A 17406-nucleotide genomic window follows, 5' to 3' on the forward strand; every position below is an offset into this window, starting at 1 on the left:
CACGCTGCGACATGATTCGCTCGCTTCGCTCGCTCATGCCGGCGCCTCCAATTTCACTATGTCCGTGGGCAATTCATCGACCGCCTCGATGGGCCGGGCGGTCGAGTCGGGATCCGGCAGTCGTAATCTCCAGTCGTTGCCGAACCATTCGACAGTGGTGTGGTTCACCGCCTTCGAGTTGTCCGAATATTCGGTATAGACGTCGACCGCGGAAGCCGCATCGGTGTAGCCGGTGATCTTGTATCCGAGCACTCTCGGCGCATATTCGGGCGCGGCCGGACCGGCGATCGAGAGTTGCACCCGGTTGACCGCCCACTCGTCTCTGGCCTTGTTCGGCACTACCTCTTGGCGCACGATATCGGCCCATTGACTGTCGGCGGCCACCGACAATCGCACCGTGTGCACGATCGCCGCCAAGGCCGCACCGATCGGCGAATGCTCGAAACCCGTTGCGGCGCCGTCGGATACCTGCTTCGGCCCCTGGTCGGCACTCGGGAGTGCCACGCCCTGGAACGGCTGCCACCGCACATGGGTCGGCTCAGCCGTCAGGTTCGGGCCGGAATCGCCGTCGCTGCCGCCGCAGCCGACCGCCGCCAGCAGCAGGGCAGCACCGAACGCGCCGGCGGCGGGCTTGCGAATGCCGCGCCGCCACACGCCGGGTTGCTCCCGCACAACTGTGGAAATCATCCCAGGGCCGTCCCCATCCCCGTTCACGTCGGCAGGAACGCCAACGCGATCCCCGAGGCCGTACTCGCCACAGCCGCCCCGAGCAGGCTCATCAATACACCGTGCGATGCGTCGTTCATCGCCAGGTCGCTCCGGAACGCGATCCACAGGCGGCCCGCGGAGACGATCATCCACGCCAGGCACACCAGCAGTACGAACCAGAGCAGCCAGTTCAGCAGCTGCATCAGCGGTTGCAGCACTTCGGCGGGCATCTGCTTGTAGGCAAGCAGTTCCGCCGCCGACATTCGCACGGTAGCCATCGCCGACATCAGGTCCCGATGACGGCGTTCATGATGGTGCCCGCGCTCGTCGCGACGACGCCGCCGATCATGGCTCCGGCCACCATCTTCGGCGATTCGAGCCCACCACCGGTCCACTTCTCCCACGCGAATTTGCCACCCGCGTAAGTGATTCCGCAGATACCGGAGAGCAACACGAACCAGGTGAGGTAGCGGACCAGCTGCAGGATCTTCTCCGAGCCGGGAGGCGCCTCCGGTGTCGGGTTACCGACCTGAGCCAGGACAGTGCCGTACGTGTCCTGCACGGCAAGGAGAATCATGCTCATCGGCTGCCTTTCTTGGTAGTGATGGTCAACGGTGGCCCTCGTCGAAAGATGCGCTGCTGTCCAGGTTTTCGCGCACGACCGCAACGATATCGGCCCCGAGCTCCCGGATCTCGAGCGGAACCTCCTCGAGCGGGTCGATCCTCTTCTTCTTCTGCGGTATCTCGTCGCCCGGGGTCCAGATCGGCAGGCTCTCCGGTTCGACGAGGGTCCATTCCTCGTACCACGGGACCTGCCAGACCTGACCGGCCAGGGAGCCGACCACATCGCGGTAGCGGCGGATTTCGGCGGGCATGCGCCCGGGACGGGCCGCGACGGTGACCAGTCCGAGGACCTCACAGGAGCCGGCGAAACCCGAATGATGTTGGCGCAGAAGATCATGCGCACGAGTGAGTCCGGCAATGGTCTCGCGAGCCACCAGGACGACGAAGGGCGATTCATGGTCGAAGACGCCGGGCCAGCGGCGGCCCGAATCCGCCGCGGGCGCAAGCACCCGCGCGAGGCTACTGGCTCCGGCACCGCCGTGCACACCTAGCAGCCACCACAGCGGCGCCCGGCCGACGCCGGGTACGGGACGGTCCCAAATGGGCGCGCGACGGGACTCCGGTGGGGCGACCACACCGGCCTGGGCGGCTTCGGACTGGCGACGAAGTTTCATGGCGGCCGTCATGATGCCACTCCGGCGAGCAGCCGCCCATAAGCCCGGCGCGTCTCCGAAGCCAGCGATGCGTGGCGAACGAGTTCACCGCGCGCCAGATGTGGATCGTAGGGAATCTCCCTGATATCACGAACCCATCCGGAAAGGTGCTCACGCAAATGTTCGGCAACATGTGAGTCCGCGCCGGGGAGCTGGTGTGAGACAACGATTGTGGTATCGCCGACGATGCCGCCGCCCTGCCCCTCGGCTGAATCGCCGAACTGGTCGTCGAGCCATTCCAGGGTCACCCGCAGCCGGTTCGCGGCATCGGCGCGCGCCGGAATGGCAAGTACCAGAGCGACATCCGCGTCATCCAGCAATGGTCGCAGCTGCCGTCCGGCAATCGGATTGCCGCCGTCGTAGACAGCGGTGTACCCGGCGTCATAGATCGCGCGCGCAACTGTGAGATATGTGGCACGCCGACGCAGTGGCGCGGCATCGCGCCAGAGCAGTCCGATGCCCGAACTCGCCTGCGACAGACACTCCTTCAACGGCGCCGGTTCATCGTTGCCGCGTCCGTACAACCACGATTGCAGGCTGATCGGATGCAGGTGCTCATCGGCACCGCGTAACGCCAGATCACTGCCCGCCGCCGTAGCGTCCACCGCCACCGTCGAGGTGCCCGTCATACCGAGTTCACCGGCCAAGCCCAAGGCCGTGGTCGTGGTTCCCGCACCACCACAGCCACCGACCACCAGAATCGAACGCTGCGCCGGTTCCGCGGATTCGCTGTCTCCGCCCTTACGCCGCAGACGCACCACCGGAGCCTTCGAAGGCACGTGCCGGTCCGACGGATCACCCGCATCGGGCGCCTCGTCGAGCCAGCGGCTCCAGTCGTCTCCCATCGCTATCAGCTCTCCCTATTCATCCGGCCGCGACGCCCGTGATGAGCGTGCGGCCGTCGACCACCACTGTGGTGACGGTCTGCTTGTTGTACGTGGCGGGCGCGCCGCCGGGTCGGTACTCGGTGACCTCGACCGAATACCGGTCGTCGGTGATCGTCTGGATCCGCACGCAGTGCGTGGTGCCCAGTGGAATGGTGTCGATGCCGTGCTGGATCACCGTGGCCGAGGAGATATTCGAATCCGGGGCGACCACCGCCCGGACCCGCTCACCGGAGCGTTCCACGTAGTAGGCGTATTGGAACGCCAGGATCGCGTCTGGTCCGGAGTCGGTGCCGCCGGGTTCGGCACTGCGCACGATGCGGTCGCCGCGTTCGGTCGGGCAGTCGGCGATGCCACGGGATTGGACACTGCCCGCGGTGAATTGCATCGAGGGCACGACCGGCGCGGCGGCCCGATCACCGGACGAACGCAGGAGCAACACCGCGCCCGCGGCGGCCGCGGCCAACAGCAGCACGGCCACGACGAGCACCGCGATCACCCGGGCCCGGCGCGCGGTCGGATGATCGCGCGCCTCTTGGCGCAGTGCGCGCGTCACGCGAGTCGACCGCTCGCGCGGACCGTGGTCGTCTTCCTCGTCCTCCGGCCACGGGAACTGTACAAGTTCGCCATCGCGCGGAGCGATGTAGTCGTCGTCTGGACCGGGGGCGCGTCCAGCCACCCAATCCGACCACCCACCGGTGAATTCACTGCGATTGGAGGCCAGATCGGCAGGCACCTCGTTGCGCGCGCGTATCTCGTCGGGATCCTCTTCGCGAATGTAGTGCGGATACCGGGGCGCACCGTCCTCGTCACCGGGTTCCCGCAATCCCGGCTCGTCGGGGTGCGGAGCCGCTACCCCTGTCTCCGGCTCCAGCGCGCCGTACCAGCGCGACAGCTGTTTGTACGACTTCAACATTCCCCCATTCCCGCAGAGCGAGGCACATGCATAATCGGACCCTCTCTGCGATCAGTTCGTGGAGAACGGGTAGGTGTTGTTTACGGTGCCGGGTACTACGGTGGGCGGAGTCGACGTCGCGCCGCCGGATGAGGCGCCATCGGCTCCTGTCCCGAACGGAAATTGTCCCGTACCGGACGAATTCGGCGTAGTCGACGCGCCGGAACTTTCTCCGAAGAATCCGGTGGTCGATTTTGTGCTGCCACCGATAGGCGCAGCTCGGCTGCCGAATTTGTCGGCAAGATCACGTGCCGCCGCGGCGAACCAATCCGCGACGAATCGGGTGGGCGCATCACCGGTCGCGGTGACCGCCGCGGTGCTGTAGGCGCCGTGGCGCTGCACGGTATCCCAATACCGCACCCAGGTCGTCACATTGAGCAGTTCGCTGTTATCGGTGATGTTCTGTACAACCGCGTCGAAGGCCTGGGTAACCAATCGGACACCGGTCGTCGGCGGCACCAACTGCGGAATCGCGCCCAGCAATTTCGTGCCGAACAGCAGGATTCCGGAGACCGGATCGGTTAGCCCAGCGGTGGCCAGTTGGCTGATATTGGCCGCATTGATGACCGACTTGACCACTGTCACGACCGAATTCAGTCCGATCGTGCCGACCTTCAGCAGCGCCTGAAGTGCTGCGGGAATATTCAACGGCGTGCGCGGATCGGCGGCATCGGCCAGGCGCTGCGAAATCGACTTCTGCGGTGAAATAGACAAATTCGCGAGAGAGTTGCCCTGAACATCCTCGTTGACGACTTTGGTGGCGGTCTTGATCGACGTATACGCCAGTGCCTGGGAAATCGACACCAATGACGCGATCGGGTCGCCACCACTCAACTTGGACTGTCCCGCAATAGAGGCGACTGCCTTCAGGATCGGCGCGCCCTCTGGCGCATCGCACGCGAGATCGCCTGCGGCACAGAAGCTCGCGACACGCCCGGTGAGCGCGGCGAAATTGGGGGCCTTATCGCGTTCCGGGCCGATGCCGCCGCCGCTCGCGGGCTCCTGTGGCAGTGCCGCGATGGATGCGATCCGGTCCCCCGAGGTGCCGGGCGCGGGATCCGGGGTCGCCTTGCCCGGCGAGCCGGGAAAGAGCGGCGCACCGGGATTGCGGGTCGGATCGGCGAACAAGGCGACCGCGGCGATCTTCTCGGGCGGAATCACGCCGTGGCCCTGGCCGACCTCCTGGGCGAACATCGAGGCCACATGCGCGCCTTGCGAATAGCCCACGATCGCCAACCGGGTCTCGGTGCAGCGGGCCGCGACATCCTGGGCCATCGAGCGCAACCGGAGCAGTCCGCCGATCACCGACTCCGCATACGACACCGTGCCACCGGCGGTCGCGCCGCCGAAGCCGGATTCGTATGGGACGTAAGCGCGGTCGACCAGACCGGGGTCGGCCTTGGCCAGCATCGGCATGAAGACCGTGGAGAGCATGCCGGTATCGGTGGTCGGCGCAGCATCCGGTGACGATTCGCCTGTGCCCTGAATTCCCAAGGCGTACAATGCCGGACACGTACCGATGGCAATGTTCGTCGTCGGCCCCGCGGAATCGGACGGTTCCGCTACGGCGGTCCCTGCGGTCGCCACAGCAACGGCGAATGCGATCAGCATTCCCGAGATCCGTGCCGTGTAGCTCATCATAGCGATCCGCAATCAATTCGTGTTGCCGCAGCTAACCTAAACGCCATGAAACGCAATAGACCGTAACAGATTCCGGCTCTTACTGCGGCTTCGACGAAAAGTTTGCGCGAACCACCGAGTGGCGCATGGCAGTTCATGGCGTGCCAACCGGGATTACCCGACAAGTTTCCGACGGCAGAAATCGCCCTGCAACCGATCGGCGACCCGGTGGTGATTCGAATCATCAACCTGGACTTCGCATTCCAGCGAACGCCGAACCACCCGGGCAGACAACCGCAACTTTCCATGCGGGTACGCCGGCTATGTCCAGCGAGGTTGACGGGGTGCGGTTCAGGTGGCCGAGGTCACCCGGTAGACGTCGTAGACGCCCTCCACATTGCGGACCACATTCAGCAAGTGGCCGAGGTGTTTCGGATCGCCCATCTCGAAGGTGAACTTGCTGATCGCGACCCGGTCGCCGTGTGTGGCGACCGAGGCGGACAGGATATTCACCTTCTCATCGGCGAGCACCTTGGTCACATCCGACAGCAGTCGGGTGCGGTCGAGTGCCTCGATCTGAATGGCGACCAGGAAGACCGAGGACGGCGAGGGCGCCCACTCCACGTCGATGATGCGCTCGGCCTGTTCGCGCAGCGAACCGGCATTGGTGCAGTCGGTGCGGTGCACGCTGACCGCGCCGCCGCGGGTAACGAAGCCCATGATCTCGTCACCGGGGACCGGGGTGCAGCACTTGGCCAGCTTCGCCACCGTGCCCGACGCACCGGGGATCAGCACCCCCGCGTCACCGGTCACGCGCTGTCGGCTCGGCGTCGTCGACGGGGTGGAGCGCTCGGCGAGCTCATTCTCGACATCACCGATGCCGCCGAGTTGCGCCATCAATCGCTGCACGACGTGATGCGCGGACACCTGGTGCTCACCGACGGCGGTGTAGAGGGTGGAGATGTCGGTGTAGTGCAGTTCGTGCGCGACGGCGGTCATCGCATCCACGCTCATCAACCGCTGCAGCGGCAGCCCGACGCGGCGGACCTCCTTGGAGATCTGCTCCTTACCGCTTTCCAGGGCCTCTTCGCGGCGTTCCTTGGCGAACCACTGCCGGATCTTGGCCTTGGCGCGCGGAGAGACCACGAAGTTCTGCCAGTCGCGGCTGGGTCCTGCGTTCTGCGCCTTCGAGGTGAATACCTCGACGACCTCACCGTTTTCGAGCTGACGTTCCAGTGCGACCAGCCGGCCGTTGACCCGCGCACCGATGCAGCGGTGCCCGACCTCGGTATGCACGGCGTACGCGAAATCGACCGGAGTCGACTTCTGCGGCAACGTGATCACATCACCCTTCGGGGTGAACACGAAGATCTCGGGCGACTTCAGGTCGAAGCGCAACGACTCCAGGAATTCGGCCGGATCGGCGGCCTCCCGCTGCCAGTCGAGCAGTTGACGCATCCACGCCATATCGTCGACTTCGGTGGAGTCGTTGGAATGCTTGCCGCGGGTCTCCTTGTAGCGCCAGTGCGCGGCGATGCCGAATTCGGCCGTGCGGTGCATGTCCTGGGTGCGAATCTGCACTTCCAGCGGCTTACCGTCGGGCCCGACGACCGTGGTGTGCAGCGACTGGTAGACGCCATAGCGCGGCTGGGCGATGTAGTCCTTGAACCGGCCTGCCATCGGCTGCCACAGCGAATGCACGACACCGACCGCCGCGTAGCAGTCGCGTACCTCGTCGCACAGGATGCGGATGCCGACCAGGTCGTGGATATCGTCGAAGTCCTTACCCTTGACGATCATCTTCTGGTAGATCGACCAGTAGTGCTTGGGTCGACCCTCGACGATCGCGTTGATCCGCGACGCCGCAAGCGTATTCACGATTTCCGCCCGCACCCGCGCCAGGTAGGTATCGCGCGACGGCGCGCGGTCGGCGACCAGGCGCACGATCTCGTCGTACTTCTTCGGGTGCAGAATCGCGAACGCGAGGTCCTCGAGCTCCCATTTGACCGTGGCCATACCGAGGCGGTGTGCCAGCGGCGCAATCACCTCGAGGGTTTCCTTGGCCTTCTTCGCCTGCTTCTCCGGCGGCAGGAACCGCATGGTGCGCATGTTGTGCAGGCGGTCGGCCACCTTGATCACCAAAACGCGCGGGTCGCGCGCCATCGCGATGATCATCTTGCGGATGGTCTCGGCCTCGGCGGCGGCGCCCAGGTTGACCTTGTCCAGCTTGGTGACGCCGTCGACCAGATGCGCGACCTCGGCGCCGAAGTCCTCGGTCAACTGCTCGAGCGAGTAGCCGGTGTCCTCCACGGTGTCGTGCAGCAGCGCCGCGACCAGTGTGGTGGTGTCCATGCCCAGTTCGGCGAGGATATTGGCGACCGCGAGCGGGTGGGTGATGTAGGGATCACCGGACTTGCGGAACTGGTGGGCATGGCGCTCGTCGGCCACGTCGAAGGCGCGCTGCAGCAGCGTGAGATTCGCCTTCGGATACAGCTCCCGATGCACGCTGGCCAGCGGTTCGAGCACCGGCTTGACCGCCGCGATACCGCGCTGGCCGGTCATGCGCCGGGCCAGGCGGGCGCGTACCCGCCGCGAGGCGGAAGTCGGGACCGCGGCCGTGGTCCCGGGCTGACGCGCCGGTGCGGCACCGCCGCTCATCTGCGGTTTCGGCGTGGTCACATCCGAGGCGGCCGCACCATTCGACTGCGGGGCACCTGCCGATTGCTCGACATTCGCCTCGCCCAGATGCTGAGTCATGCCACCACCTCTCCACGCCGCGATCGGACCACAGTATCCGACCGCTGCAACCGCCCAGACCACAACTTTAGTCCGCGCGCAGGTCACCTGCCCGATCCGAGGTTGCCGAGTCGGAAAATGCCCCGGTTATGCGGGTGAATTGCGGCGCTGGCGATCGTATGCGGCGACAACGAGCGGAGCGTGCGAAAGGTGCCTTATCGGCTGGTAAAAGGTTCAACGGGCTGGCGGATGCGCGATTGTCCGTCGAAGTCCGGGTCGAGCGGGGCGTGGAAGATATCGAGCACGGTGGGGGTGATATCGACCAGCGAGAAGCTGGAACTGGTCGCGCCCGCGAGGAAGTTCGGGCCGCGGGCGATGACGAAACTGGCTGTCTCGTCGGGGGTTTGGCCGCCGTGGCCGCCCTTGGGCCGGTGGCCGTGGTCGGTGGTGACCAGGATGGTCCAGCGTTCGGCGGGGTTGGCGCGAGCGCGAGCGTCCACGGCGGCGACTATGCGGCCGACGAGGGCGTCGATGCGGGTGACGGCGTCGCGGTATTCGCCGGACGCGCCGCCGTGCTGGTGGCCGGCGCGGTCGACCTGGTCGAGGTGGGTGAAGACGAAGTCCGGGGCGTATTTGGTGATGGCGGTGACCACGCTGTCGGTGGTGGCGGCGTCGGTGGCGCTTTCGTTGTCGTCATCGGGGACGAGCGGGGTGGAGATGACGACGTCGGCGCGTGGATCGCCGCTGGCCGTCATGGTGGCGATCTGATCCCAGGTGGCGATGGACTGGGTTTTGAGGGTTGGATCGTGGCGTTCGAGGCGGGTGAAGACCGTCGGATATTTCGCGAACGGGGTGGCGTCGAAGTTGTTGTCGGTAATGCCGTGTTTGCTGCCCCAGACGCCGGTGAGCACGGTGGCCCAGGACGGGCCGGAGATGGAGATATGCGGGGAAATGGAGCCGCGGCCGAGGGTGCCTTCGGCGCTGAGCCGCAACAGGTTCGGCGCCCGCACCTCCTCGATCTTGCGGTACATCGTGCCGTCCAGTCCGATGAGGACGACCTTGTCGGCTTGGGGGGCGGCCTGCGCACGCCCGGTGGCGAGGACGGTCGAAACGGCCGCGACAGCAACGGCGCCGGAGAAAAGTTGCCTGCGTGCGAGGGACGTGGTCGCTGCGGTTCGCGCGCTCATATCCCGAACGATCCGGTACGACAGTGCCTTTCGGTAGCGCACCGAGTGAGTGTTCACGGACGTTTCATCGGTCTCGCCATCGCCGGTCGCCTTGCTGAACAGCCACTGAACTCGCGATAGCCAATAGCTATTCACACTGCTCACGGGTACGTATCGGCGAGATGAACAGTAGAAGGCGGTTGACACGCCGTCCAGCGTGTGGCTGGCTGACCGCCATGTCCCCCGCTGCACCTCTTCGGATCGCCGCCGTCGCGGATCTGCATATGCGCGACGCCGTCGCGGGACGTTTCCGCCCGGACTTCCTTCGACTGAACGCCGATGTGCTGCTGCTCGGCGGCGATCTCACCGAGGGCGGCGGGCCGCACGAAACGGATCTGCTGTGCACCGAGATCGCCGGACTCGCGATGCCGGTGGTAGCGGTGCTCGGCAATCACGATCACGATCGACGGCTCGGGTACCGCATCGCGGCCATGCTCATCGCACTCGGCGTGCATGTGCTCGACGGCGATGCGATCACGCTCGAGTTGCGCGGGCGGCAGGTCGGTATCGCCGGTGTGATGGGTGGCAGCGGTGGGTTTCCCGACTACCCGGGCACACCCGACGAAGGCAGCGCCGAGCACCGTGCCCGGATGCGGCGCGGGCCGTTGGACGCATTGCGGCTGCGTCAGGCGCTGGAATCGCTGGAGTGCGAAACACGTATCGCCGTAATGCATTTCGCGCCGATCATCGACACACTTGTGGGTGAACCGCCGAAGATCTACCCGGGGCTGGGCTGTCACGACCTAGGTGCGGCCGTGGACGCCGGCGGTGCCGTGCTGGCGGTTCATGGACACGCGCACGGAGGCACGGAATTCGGACGCACTGCGGGTGGGGTGCCGGTGCGGAATGTGTCCTATCCGGTGCTCGGACGCACGTATGCGGTTTACGAGGTGTAGAGCGCTCACCGTAGACCGGGCGGTACGTTCTACCGCATGACGATCGCCCGGTCGCTGTTGCTGTTCGCCCTTGCCGCACTCGCCGAGATCGGCGGCGCCTGGCTGGTTTGGCAGGGCTGGCGTGAACATCGCGGCCTGCTCTGGATCGCGGCAGGCGTACTCGCACTCGGTGCCTACGGCTTCGTCGCCACCTTCCAACCGGACCCGAACTTCGGCCGCATCCTGGCCGCCTACGGTGGCGTGTTCGTGGCCGGCTCCCTCGCTTGGGGCATGATCGTCGACAAATTCCACCCCGACCGCTGGGACTACCTCGGCGCCACCCTCTGCCTCCTCGGCGTAGCCGTCATCATGTACGCCCCACGCGACTGAACACCGCTGCGTGGAAAACGTTGACGCGGCGCGTTATTCGCCGGGGGTGAAGGCCCAGACGGCGGCGGGACGGCCGGTGGCTTTGACGCGTCGGCGTTCGGTGGTGCGTTCCAGGCCGGAGATGGCGGCGAGGGTGCGGTTCAGGTTCGCCGGGTCGGGGCGGGCGCCGAGGACGGAGGAGCTGAGTTCCACCGCACGGGTCGCGGGGAATTCGTCACCGGTCAGCGCTCTGGTGAAAACCAGATCCTTCCAGAGCAGACGGGCCAGCAGGCCGCGGGCGGCATCGACGATGCGATTGTGGTCGAAGGCCAATTCGGGCATCGCATCGAACGAAACCCATTGCGCGGGCCCCTCATGCGGCCCGACCACCGCCCACATGGCAATGGACAGCGTCGGCCCGCGCGGGTCGCGATTGGGTTCGTCGAAGGTCACCAACTGCCCGACCGCCCCGATCGCGGCTTCCGGTACGCCCAACTTGGTATGCACCGCCCGCCGCGCCGCCGCGACCAACCGCTCCCCCCGCCCGAGCAGCACCCCCGGCAGCGCCAGCTGCCCGGTGAACGGCTCCATCTCCCGTGGCGCGATACCCACGGTCATCCCGGCATCGTCGGCCCAGAACCGCAATGCCACCACATCAACCGAAACCACGGATTGCTCCACGCCACCCCATCCTGCCGCACCCCGGCCGGCTTCGACCGAGTGGCACACCAACTGAGTACTAGGCAGCGGCGACGACCCGGGTCTGGGTCCGGTTGCGACGGTCCGGGCCGTCTGCGGTCAGGACTATCGGGGCACCGAGTTGACGTTCCAGCCAGGGCACCGGGTCGGCCGGCACGGCTGTCAGCAACGGATCGGCCGTGGTCAGCAGGGCGGTGAGGTCGCGTTGGCGGTCGAGGTCTTGCCAGCGGCCTGGTTCGAGGCGGTCGATTACCCCGCGCGTAGTCGCGTATCCCGTTGCGGCGTAGCCGGTTCCGGGTGCGTCCAGATGGGTGAGGGCGAGGCCGTCGATGCCGCCGGAGACCTCGATGGCGTAGCGGAGCAGGATAGGGTCGAGGTGGCCGCGTCGGAAATGGCCTTGGTAGGGGCCGGTGGTGTTGTGCGGTTCGGAGATGGTCATGGTGGGGTCTTCGGTGGGGAATGGTCCCGCGCCGTGGCGGGTCATGTAGGTGCGGGTGACGCCGAGTGTGTAAGCGGGGGCGCCGATTTCGGCGAGCAGGGCGCGTGCGTTGCGCGGTTCGACGGTGGACCAGGTGGTGTGCGGGTGGAAGCCGCGCCATTCGTCGAGGAGAACGCCTTGTGCGCCTTCGAAAATCAGGCGGCCGCGTTGCGCCAGGCGGGCAAGTTCGGTGCCGTCGACGATGCGTACGGCGGCGGCGAATTCGCGGTACATGTCGACCAGATCGCGAATCGCTTCGTAGCGGTGCGCGCTCGGCGCGATCAGCGGCCCATAGTGTGCCGCCATCGCCTGCAGCTTGGCGTACAGAACGTCGGGGCGCAGGCAGTCCGAGACGGTCGGCGCATCGTATTCGAGTGCGTAACTGGCTGTTTCGCCGATGCCGCGACCGCAGGAACCGTGCCGCGAGGAACCCCTCGCATCCTCGCGAGCACGGTTGGCGGCGATATGGATCGGGGTCGTGAGTAATGCTCGGCCGTCGATCTGCAAGAGCGACAGCGGATCCCGCACACCGAGTGCCGCAAGCTGCCGCGATTCACTCGCCACCGCGATCGGCTCGACCAGCATGTGCCGCGAGAGCAGCGTCGGCACACCGGAAAAGGTTCCGGATCCGAACTGCGCGAAGCTGTGATGGCGACCGTCGGCGATCACATTGTGCGCGGCCTGCGCACCGCCGTTGAATCGCACGACCGCCGATACGGCCGGCCCCGCTTCCGGTGAGCAGAGCCAATCGACCGTCGCCCCCTTCCCCGCATCCCCGAACCCTAGGTCGAGCACGATAATGTGCGACGGAATCACCTTTCACCCCTTGCCTTTCCATTGAGATGCGTTCGAAAGCGCGGACATTCGACGCGAGCCGCTGCGATGGCTGGGCACCACGATTCGGCCCTGTGCACCCGCCATCCACATGCGACTGCGGCGTCGGTCACAGGCGCGGCGCTGCAGATCAGCAGCGTGCCCGCGCGCTAGCCGCCCCCACACCGGAGCGGCAGCACTCCAATACTTGCCGGATTCAGCTCCGCCCCCGTGACAGGGCGCGGATACTCGGTCGCGCCTTGACGCCCAACGCCTTTCCGACCGAATCGGCCTCCACCGTCGACCCCACGTCACGCAGATCCGCGAGTCCGGCATGCACGTCGATGCGGTCTTCCTCCAGCCCGATGGTGAGTGCGATGAGCTCGCAGACCGCGGCGGGATCGTCGAGCTTCATGAAGTTCTGGCCGAGCAATCCCTGCCAGTGCTCGGCGATCTCGGGATCGTCGAAATAGCTCGACTGGTTCGGCAGGATGTAGTACACGTGCCAGCGCTGGGCCAGTTCCCGATAGATCGATGCGACCTCGATATCGGTGCGCACGTGATCGCCGATGACGCCGCGGATATGCCGCCCCGCCAACTTCGCCTTGTTCAGCTCGTCGCCGATGATGAACAGGTAGCCGCGCTTACCGCGCCGTTCCCATGCGTCGGTCACGATATGAGTGGCCATGAAATATGCCGCCAGTTCATAACTTTCGGACTTCTGTCCGCCGCCACCACCCTCCAGCAGGATATTGCGCAACTGCTCGTCCATCCGATTGTCGGATTCGAACTGCCCGACCTGCAGCGGCACGCGATCGGTATCGGCATCGCCGATGGCGCCGAACATGATCTGCGGATCCTCCGCATAGCCCTTGCGCTGTAGCAGCCCGTGCAATTTCCCGAGCTTGTCCTGCATGATCCGCGGCACCCGCCCCATCGATCCGGTGACGTCGAACAGCACCGCGATCGGCAGCGAGTTGCCGTGCTCGGCCGAATCCCGGCATTCACGCACGGTGACGCCGAGCGGTTCGAGCGCGGGATGCGCCCGCCAATCCGAATACGGCCGGCCCTGCATCTCCGCGGTGTATCCGAAGTCGTCCAGACCCCGGCTGGCTCGGAAGGTCTTGGCCGCGCGGTAGGCGGTGTCGTCCCAATGTCCGTATCCCATGTCATCACTTCCTCTCGTGAACCTTGTTTTAGTGTATGAGACTAAAACTCGGCTCGTCAAGAGTCCGCTGGTCGAGACCAAGATCATCGATCCAGCGGGATCGGCTCAGGCGTCCTGCCATTCGCGCTTGCGCGCCTCACGCGCCAGTGCCCGGTCGCGCTGCTCCTCGAACTTGAGCACATCCTTGCCGAGCTGCTCGAGGAATACGCCGAGCTCCTCCCGCGCCTGTTCACCGCGGGCTCCGAAGTCGTTGCGCTCGAAGACATTCCACTTGCGCAGCACCGGTGTGATGACCTCCTCGAGGTGCTGGCGCAGATCGTAGATGCCGTGTTTGGCCATCAACACGCTGTTGCGACGCCAGTTCGGCATGCCCGCACCCGGCATCTGGAAGTTGCGGATGATCGCGGAGATCGCTACCAGCGCTTGGTCGGGAGCCAGATCTATGGCAGCACCGCAGAGATTGCGGTAGAAGACCATGTGCAGGTTCTCGTCGGCGGAAATGCGTTGCAGCATCCGGTCGGCGATCGCGTCGTTGCAGACCCGGCCGGTATTGCGGTGGCTGACCCTGGTCGCCAGCTCCTGGAAAGTCACGTAGGCGACGCCGGGTAGGAATCCGTTGTCGTCCACCCCGGTCGGGTGCTGCACCCCGGTTGTCATGCAGACCATCCGCGCATGTTCCAGCGCAACCGGGTCCACCCCGCGGGTGACGACGAGATAGTCACGCATGGCGGTCCCGTGCCGGTTCTCCTCGGCGGTCCACCGCCCCACCCAGGTGCCCCAGGCGCCGTCCTGGGAGAAGGATTCGGCGATCAGTCGGTGATAGGACGGCAGATTGTCTTCGGTCAGCAGATTGGTGACCATCGCGGCTTTGGCCAGTTCACTCAACTGGGACTGCGCTGGTTCCCAATCGATTCCGCCCATCTCGGCGAAATTGCGGCCTTGGTCCCACGGCACATAGTCGTGCGGGTGCCAGTTCTTGGCCATCGATAGGTGACGGTTGAGATTTCGTTCGGCAACGGGTTCGAGTTCGGTCAGCAACTCCAGCTGTGTCAAGGTACGTGTCACGATCGGATTCCTGTCATCGGATCAGGGGCTCTCTTCCAGAGTGCCCCGATTGCCGCGCCGCCGAAATCCCCTGCGGCGAATTCGTTTCGCCAGAGACACAACGGTTCACTACTGTTATCGCGAAGACGGGCCGACACGGTATCGCCGCGGACGGCGTCGCGACTACTGAATCTGCCGGGGTTCGATCGACGCCGCGGCCGCGAGCCAGCTGACGATATCGAAAATCACTTGCGGATCAACATGCTGCGCCGGTGCGTAGTCCGCCGGAGTCGAAGGACCCACACCCGGAAAGAACAGGTGGTCATCGGCGTCGTACACCCGGATCGTCACCTCCGCCCGATCAGCGAGTCCAGTCCGCCACAGCGACAAGTCGTCATCGACGGTGACCTGATAGTCCCGCCCACCCTGCAGGATGAACATCGGCTTGCCCAGCGCGGCGGCGGCCGCGACCGGATCGTAGTCCCGTAAATCCAACCAATACGACGCGGACAACCCGAGGGGTAGCTCACTGGCCGGAGTCGACCCCGTCAGTGCACTGTCGACCAATTGCGCCTGCCGAACGATTGCCTCGATCGCGGTCTGCGCGGCGGCACCACCATCGGGCTCCAACGTCGCGAGATAACGCGTGACCCGCACCGCGGCCCAGTGCATCGGCGAGGCATCACCGGCCATGACGATCAGACCCGCCACCGACGGTTCGGCGGCCGCGACCCGTGGCGCGATCTTTCCACCCATGCTGTGCCCGAGCACAAAGACCCGATCCGCATCGACGGCCGGGTGCGCACACAGCGCGTGCACGGCCGCGACCGCATAGGGCACGTATTCATCGGTCACGGTGAACGATTCGAGCCCCGCGACCGCACCGGCGTGCGTATGGGTGACCTTGTCGAAACGCAACACCGCGATCCCATGGCTGGCCAATCCCCAGGCGATATCCGCGAGCGGCCTATTCGAGCCCGTCGTCATGTCACGGTCGAACGGTCCACCGCCTGCGAGCAGCACAACCGCCGGACACGACCGCGGCCGCCGCGGCAGGCTGATGGTGCCCCGAACGACGAACGGTGCCTGCCCGATCGACACCTGCTCCTCGTCGAAGGACTCCGGGTCGGCGTAGTCGGGCGGCTGCCACGGCGCGGCGGGCGGCCTCAGTTGCAGGCCTGTGAGGCGATCCACATCGTCGATCGTCATCCCGACCACCACCTCGCCGCGTTCGAGCCGCACGGGCACCCGCACCGCACCAGCCTCGCTCACCGCAGCACCCACCTCGACCACCGATCCGTACCGATCGACGACCGATTCCCAAGCGGTACCCAGCTTTTCGGCCGATACCAGCGCTTGCAGATGGGCCGCGAACATCCCGTGCACGTGCGCATACCGACCGGAGCACAGATGCTCGACCACTTCGATGCCGGTGGGTGCGATCGACGACATCGGATCCTCCTGCTCTCCAGGCGCATCAGCCCGATTGATCTCAACTTTGCGAACAGTATCAGAGATGAGAACATTAGCCCATGGACCCGATGGAGCTACTCGCCCACCCGGTGCGACTGCGGATCGTGCATGCCATGGCCGGCGGCCGCGTGCTGACGACCGCCCAGCTCAGCGCCCGCATGCCCGATATCTCGAAGGCCACCGTGTATCGGCACGTCGACCTGCTCGCCGACCACGGCATCCTCGAAGTGGCCCGCGAACAACGAGTGCGCGGCGTGGTGGAACGCGGCTATCGCCTGCGCCGCGAACGCGCGGTGGTCGATGCCGAAACCGCGACACCCGCCGACCATCGCCGGATCTTCCCCATTGCCATGGCCACCTTGCTGACCGAATTCCAGGCCTATCTGCAGAGCGATGACGCCGATCCGATCGGCGATCTGGTCGGCTATCGCCAGCATGCGGTATGGCTCAGCAGCGAAGAACTCACCGAACTCATCACCGACCTGCGGGCAGCGATACTGCCCCGACTATCGAACGCCGCGACCGAAGGCCGTACGCCGTACCTGCTGAGCCCGATCCTATTTCCGCTGGCCCAGGCACCGGAGGGCGACCGAACGGGACGCTGACCGGATACGAGCGGATGGGTCGACAGCAGATACCGCGATCGGCTCAGGAGACCGACACCAAGGCCGCGGCCGCAACCGTCTCGACAATGCAGTAGAACCAGTTGGGGTAGAAGGCGACTCGGTCATCGATTACCGCGGATACGATGCGGCCGAATGCCATTCCGCCGAGTGCGACTCCGATGGTGATCATGATTCCGGTGCGCAGGGATCCGTCGTGGGTCGCCGCCACCGCCAGCATTGCCGCCATCGCCAGACCGAATCCGCCATAGACGGCACGGATCTCATAGCGAGCCTCGGATTGCTCGAGGCGAATGCCGAAGGGGCGGGTCAGTGCTGCGGGCGCCGCGAGGGCATAGACACCCATCGCGAGGAAGAACACGCCGACGACGGTGTTGACGACAGTTGCCAAAGGAACCTCCTGTTCGAGCCGGAAGGCCAGCATGCTCGACCGGAGCAGGCACCCGCTTCCACAAACG

The 17406-nt window shown here is 65.7% G+C and carries 18 protein-coding genes; 3 read left to right on the forward strand and 15 right to left on the reverse strand.

What is annotated here, in order from left to right; genetic code table 11:
* Nucleotides 1-33: 33 nt before the first annotated feature.
* The 9 genes from ACIBW7_RS08135 to ACIBW7_RS08175 all read right to left on the reverse strand — a co-directional run bounded on the left by ACIBW7_RS08135 (nucleotide 34) and on the right by ACIBW7_RS08175 (nucleotide 9367).
* The gene (locus tag ACIBW7_RS08135; protein ID WP_397045275.1) at nucleotides 34-687 is read right to left on the reverse strand and encodes a hypothetical protein; all 654 of its coding nucleotides are present in this window, start codon (nucleotides 685-687) and stop codon (nucleotides 34-36) included.
* A gap of 23 nt (nucleotides 688-710) precedes the next feature.
* Nucleotides 711-986: a hypothetical protein gene (locus ACIBW7_RS08140; RefSeq protein WP_245567243.1), complete on the reverse strand. Its 276-nt coding sequence runs from the start codon at nucleotides 984-986 to the stop codon at nucleotides 711-713.
* Between the two features lie 8 nt (nucleotides 987-994).
* Entirely contained in the window at nucleotides 995-1291 is a 297-nt protein-coding gene (locus ACIBW7_RS08145) for a hypothetical protein (protein ID WP_040692318.1), read from the reverse strand.
* Nucleotides 1292-1316: 25 nt separating this feature from the next.
* Nucleotides 1317-1958: a DUF6668 family protein gene (locus tag ACIBW7_RS08150; RefSeq protein WP_397045276.1), complete on the reverse strand. Its 642-nt coding sequence runs from the start codon at nucleotides 1956-1958 to the stop codon at nucleotides 1317-1319.
* Nucleotides 1955-2830 (reverse strand): MinD/ParA family protein, encoded by an 876-nt coding sequence (locus tag ACIBW7_RS08155; RefSeq protein WP_397045278.1) that lies wholly within the window; start codon nucleotides 2828-2830, stop codon nucleotides 1955-1957. Before ACIBW7_RS08155 ends, ACIBW7_RS08150 begins: the two co-directional genes overlap by 4 nt.
* Nucleotides 2831-2849: 19 nt before the next feature.
* Nucleotides 2850-3785, reverse strand: a complete 936-nt coding sequence (locus ACIBW7_RS08160) for a hypothetical protein (RefSeq protein ID WP_397045280.1) — start codon at nucleotides 3783-3785, stop codon at nucleotides 2850-2852.
* 51 nt (nucleotides 3786-3836) lie between these two features.
* On the reverse strand, nucleotides 3837-5462 hold the full coding sequence (locus ACIBW7_RS08165) for a cutinase family protein (protein WP_397045282.1): 1626 nt from the start codon (nucleotides 5460-5462) through the stop codon (nucleotides 3837-3839).
* A 333-nt stretch (nucleotides 5463-5795) separates the two neighbouring features.
* Nucleotides 5796-8201 (reverse strand): RelA/SpoT family protein, encoded by a 2406-nt coding sequence (locus tag ACIBW7_RS08170; RefSeq protein WP_040692327.1) that lies wholly within the window; start codon nucleotides 8199-8201, stop codon nucleotides 5796-5798.
* Nucleotides 8202-8395: 194 nt separating this feature from the next.
* The gene (locus ACIBW7_RS08175; RefSeq protein WP_397045284.1) at nucleotides 8396-9367 is read right to left on the reverse strand and encodes an alkaline phosphatase family protein; all 972 of its coding nucleotides are present in this window, start codon (nucleotides 9365-9367) and stop codon (nucleotides 8396-8398) included.
* 215 nt (nucleotides 9368-9582) lie between these two features.
* On the opposite strand from ACIBW7_RS08175, the gene ACIBW7_RS08180 reads away from it, so the two are divergent.
* Together ACIBW7_RS08180 and ACIBW7_RS08185 are read left to right on the forward strand one after the other, a co-directional pair.
* Complete coding sequence (locus ACIBW7_RS08180; protein ID WP_397045285.1) at nucleotides 9583-10302, forward strand: metallophosphoesterase; 720 nt, start codon at nucleotides 9583-9585, stop codon at nucleotides 10300-10302.
* Between the two features lie 36 nt (nucleotides 10303-10338).
* The gene (locus ACIBW7_RS08185; RefSeq protein ID WP_397045287.1) at nucleotides 10339-10671 is read left to right on the forward strand and encodes a YnfA family protein; all 333 of its coding nucleotides are present in this window, start codon (nucleotides 10339-10341) and stop codon (nucleotides 10669-10671) included.
* Nucleotides 10672-10704: 33 nt separating this feature from the next.
* Here the strand turns inward: ACIBW7_RS08185 and ACIBW7_RS08190 are convergent, their stop codons facing one another.
* The 5 genes from ACIBW7_RS08190 to ACIBW7_RS08210 all read right to left on the reverse strand — a co-directional run bounded on the left by ACIBW7_RS08190 (nucleotide 10705) and on the right by ACIBW7_RS08210 (nucleotide 16304).
* Nucleotides 10705-11331 (reverse strand): NUDIX hydrolase, encoded by a 627-nt coding sequence (locus tag ACIBW7_RS08190; protein WP_397045289.1) that lies wholly within the window; start codon nucleotides 11329-11331, stop codon nucleotides 10705-10707.
* Between the two features lie 58 nt (nucleotides 11332-11389).
* Nucleotides 11390-12643, reverse strand: coding sequence for an adenylosuccinate synthetase (locus ACIBW7_RS08195; protein ID WP_397045291.1), 1254 nt, complete (start codon nucleotides 12641-12643; stop codon nucleotides 11390-11392).
* Nucleotides 12644-12857: 214 nt separating this feature from the next.
* Nucleotides 12858-13808, reverse strand: coding sequence for a hypothetical protein (locus tag ACIBW7_RS08200; RefSeq protein WP_397045293.1), 951 nt, complete (start codon nucleotides 13806-13808; stop codon nucleotides 12858-12860).
* 105 nt (nucleotides 13809-13913) lie between these two features.
* Nucleotides 13914-14873, reverse strand: coding sequence for an acyl-ACP desaturase (locus ACIBW7_RS08205; RefSeq protein WP_397045295.1), 960 nt, complete (start codon nucleotides 14871-14873; stop codon nucleotides 13914-13916).
* 162 nt (nucleotides 14874-15035) lie between these two features.
* Complete coding sequence (locus ACIBW7_RS08210) at nucleotides 15036-16304, reverse strand: serine aminopeptidase domain-containing protein (RefSeq protein ID WP_397045297.1); 1269 nt, start codon at nucleotides 16302-16304, stop codon at nucleotides 15036-15038.
* An 80-nt stretch (nucleotides 16305-16384) separates the two neighbouring features.
* On the opposite strand from ACIBW7_RS08210, the gene ACIBW7_RS08215 reads away from it, so the two are divergent.
* A complete protein-coding gene (locus ACIBW7_RS08215; protein ID WP_397045299.1) occupies nucleotides 16385-16930 on the forward strand; it encodes a helix-turn-helix domain-containing protein in 546 nt (181 codons plus the stop codon).
* Nucleotides 16931-16973: 43 nt separating this feature from the next.
* On the opposite strand, the gene ACIBW7_RS08220 is transcribed toward ACIBW7_RS08215, so the two are convergent.
* Complete coding sequence (locus tag ACIBW7_RS08220) at nucleotides 16974-17339, reverse strand: DUF4345 domain-containing protein (RefSeq protein WP_397045301.1); 366 nt, start codon at nucleotides 17337-17339, stop codon at nucleotides 16974-16976.
* Nucleotides 17340-17406: the final 67 nt, after the last annotated feature.

The organism is Nocardia sp. NPDC049526 (genome assembly GCF_044465765.1).
Lineage (GTDB): Bacteria > Actinomycetota > Actinomycetes > Mycobacteriales > Mycobacteriaceae > Nocardia.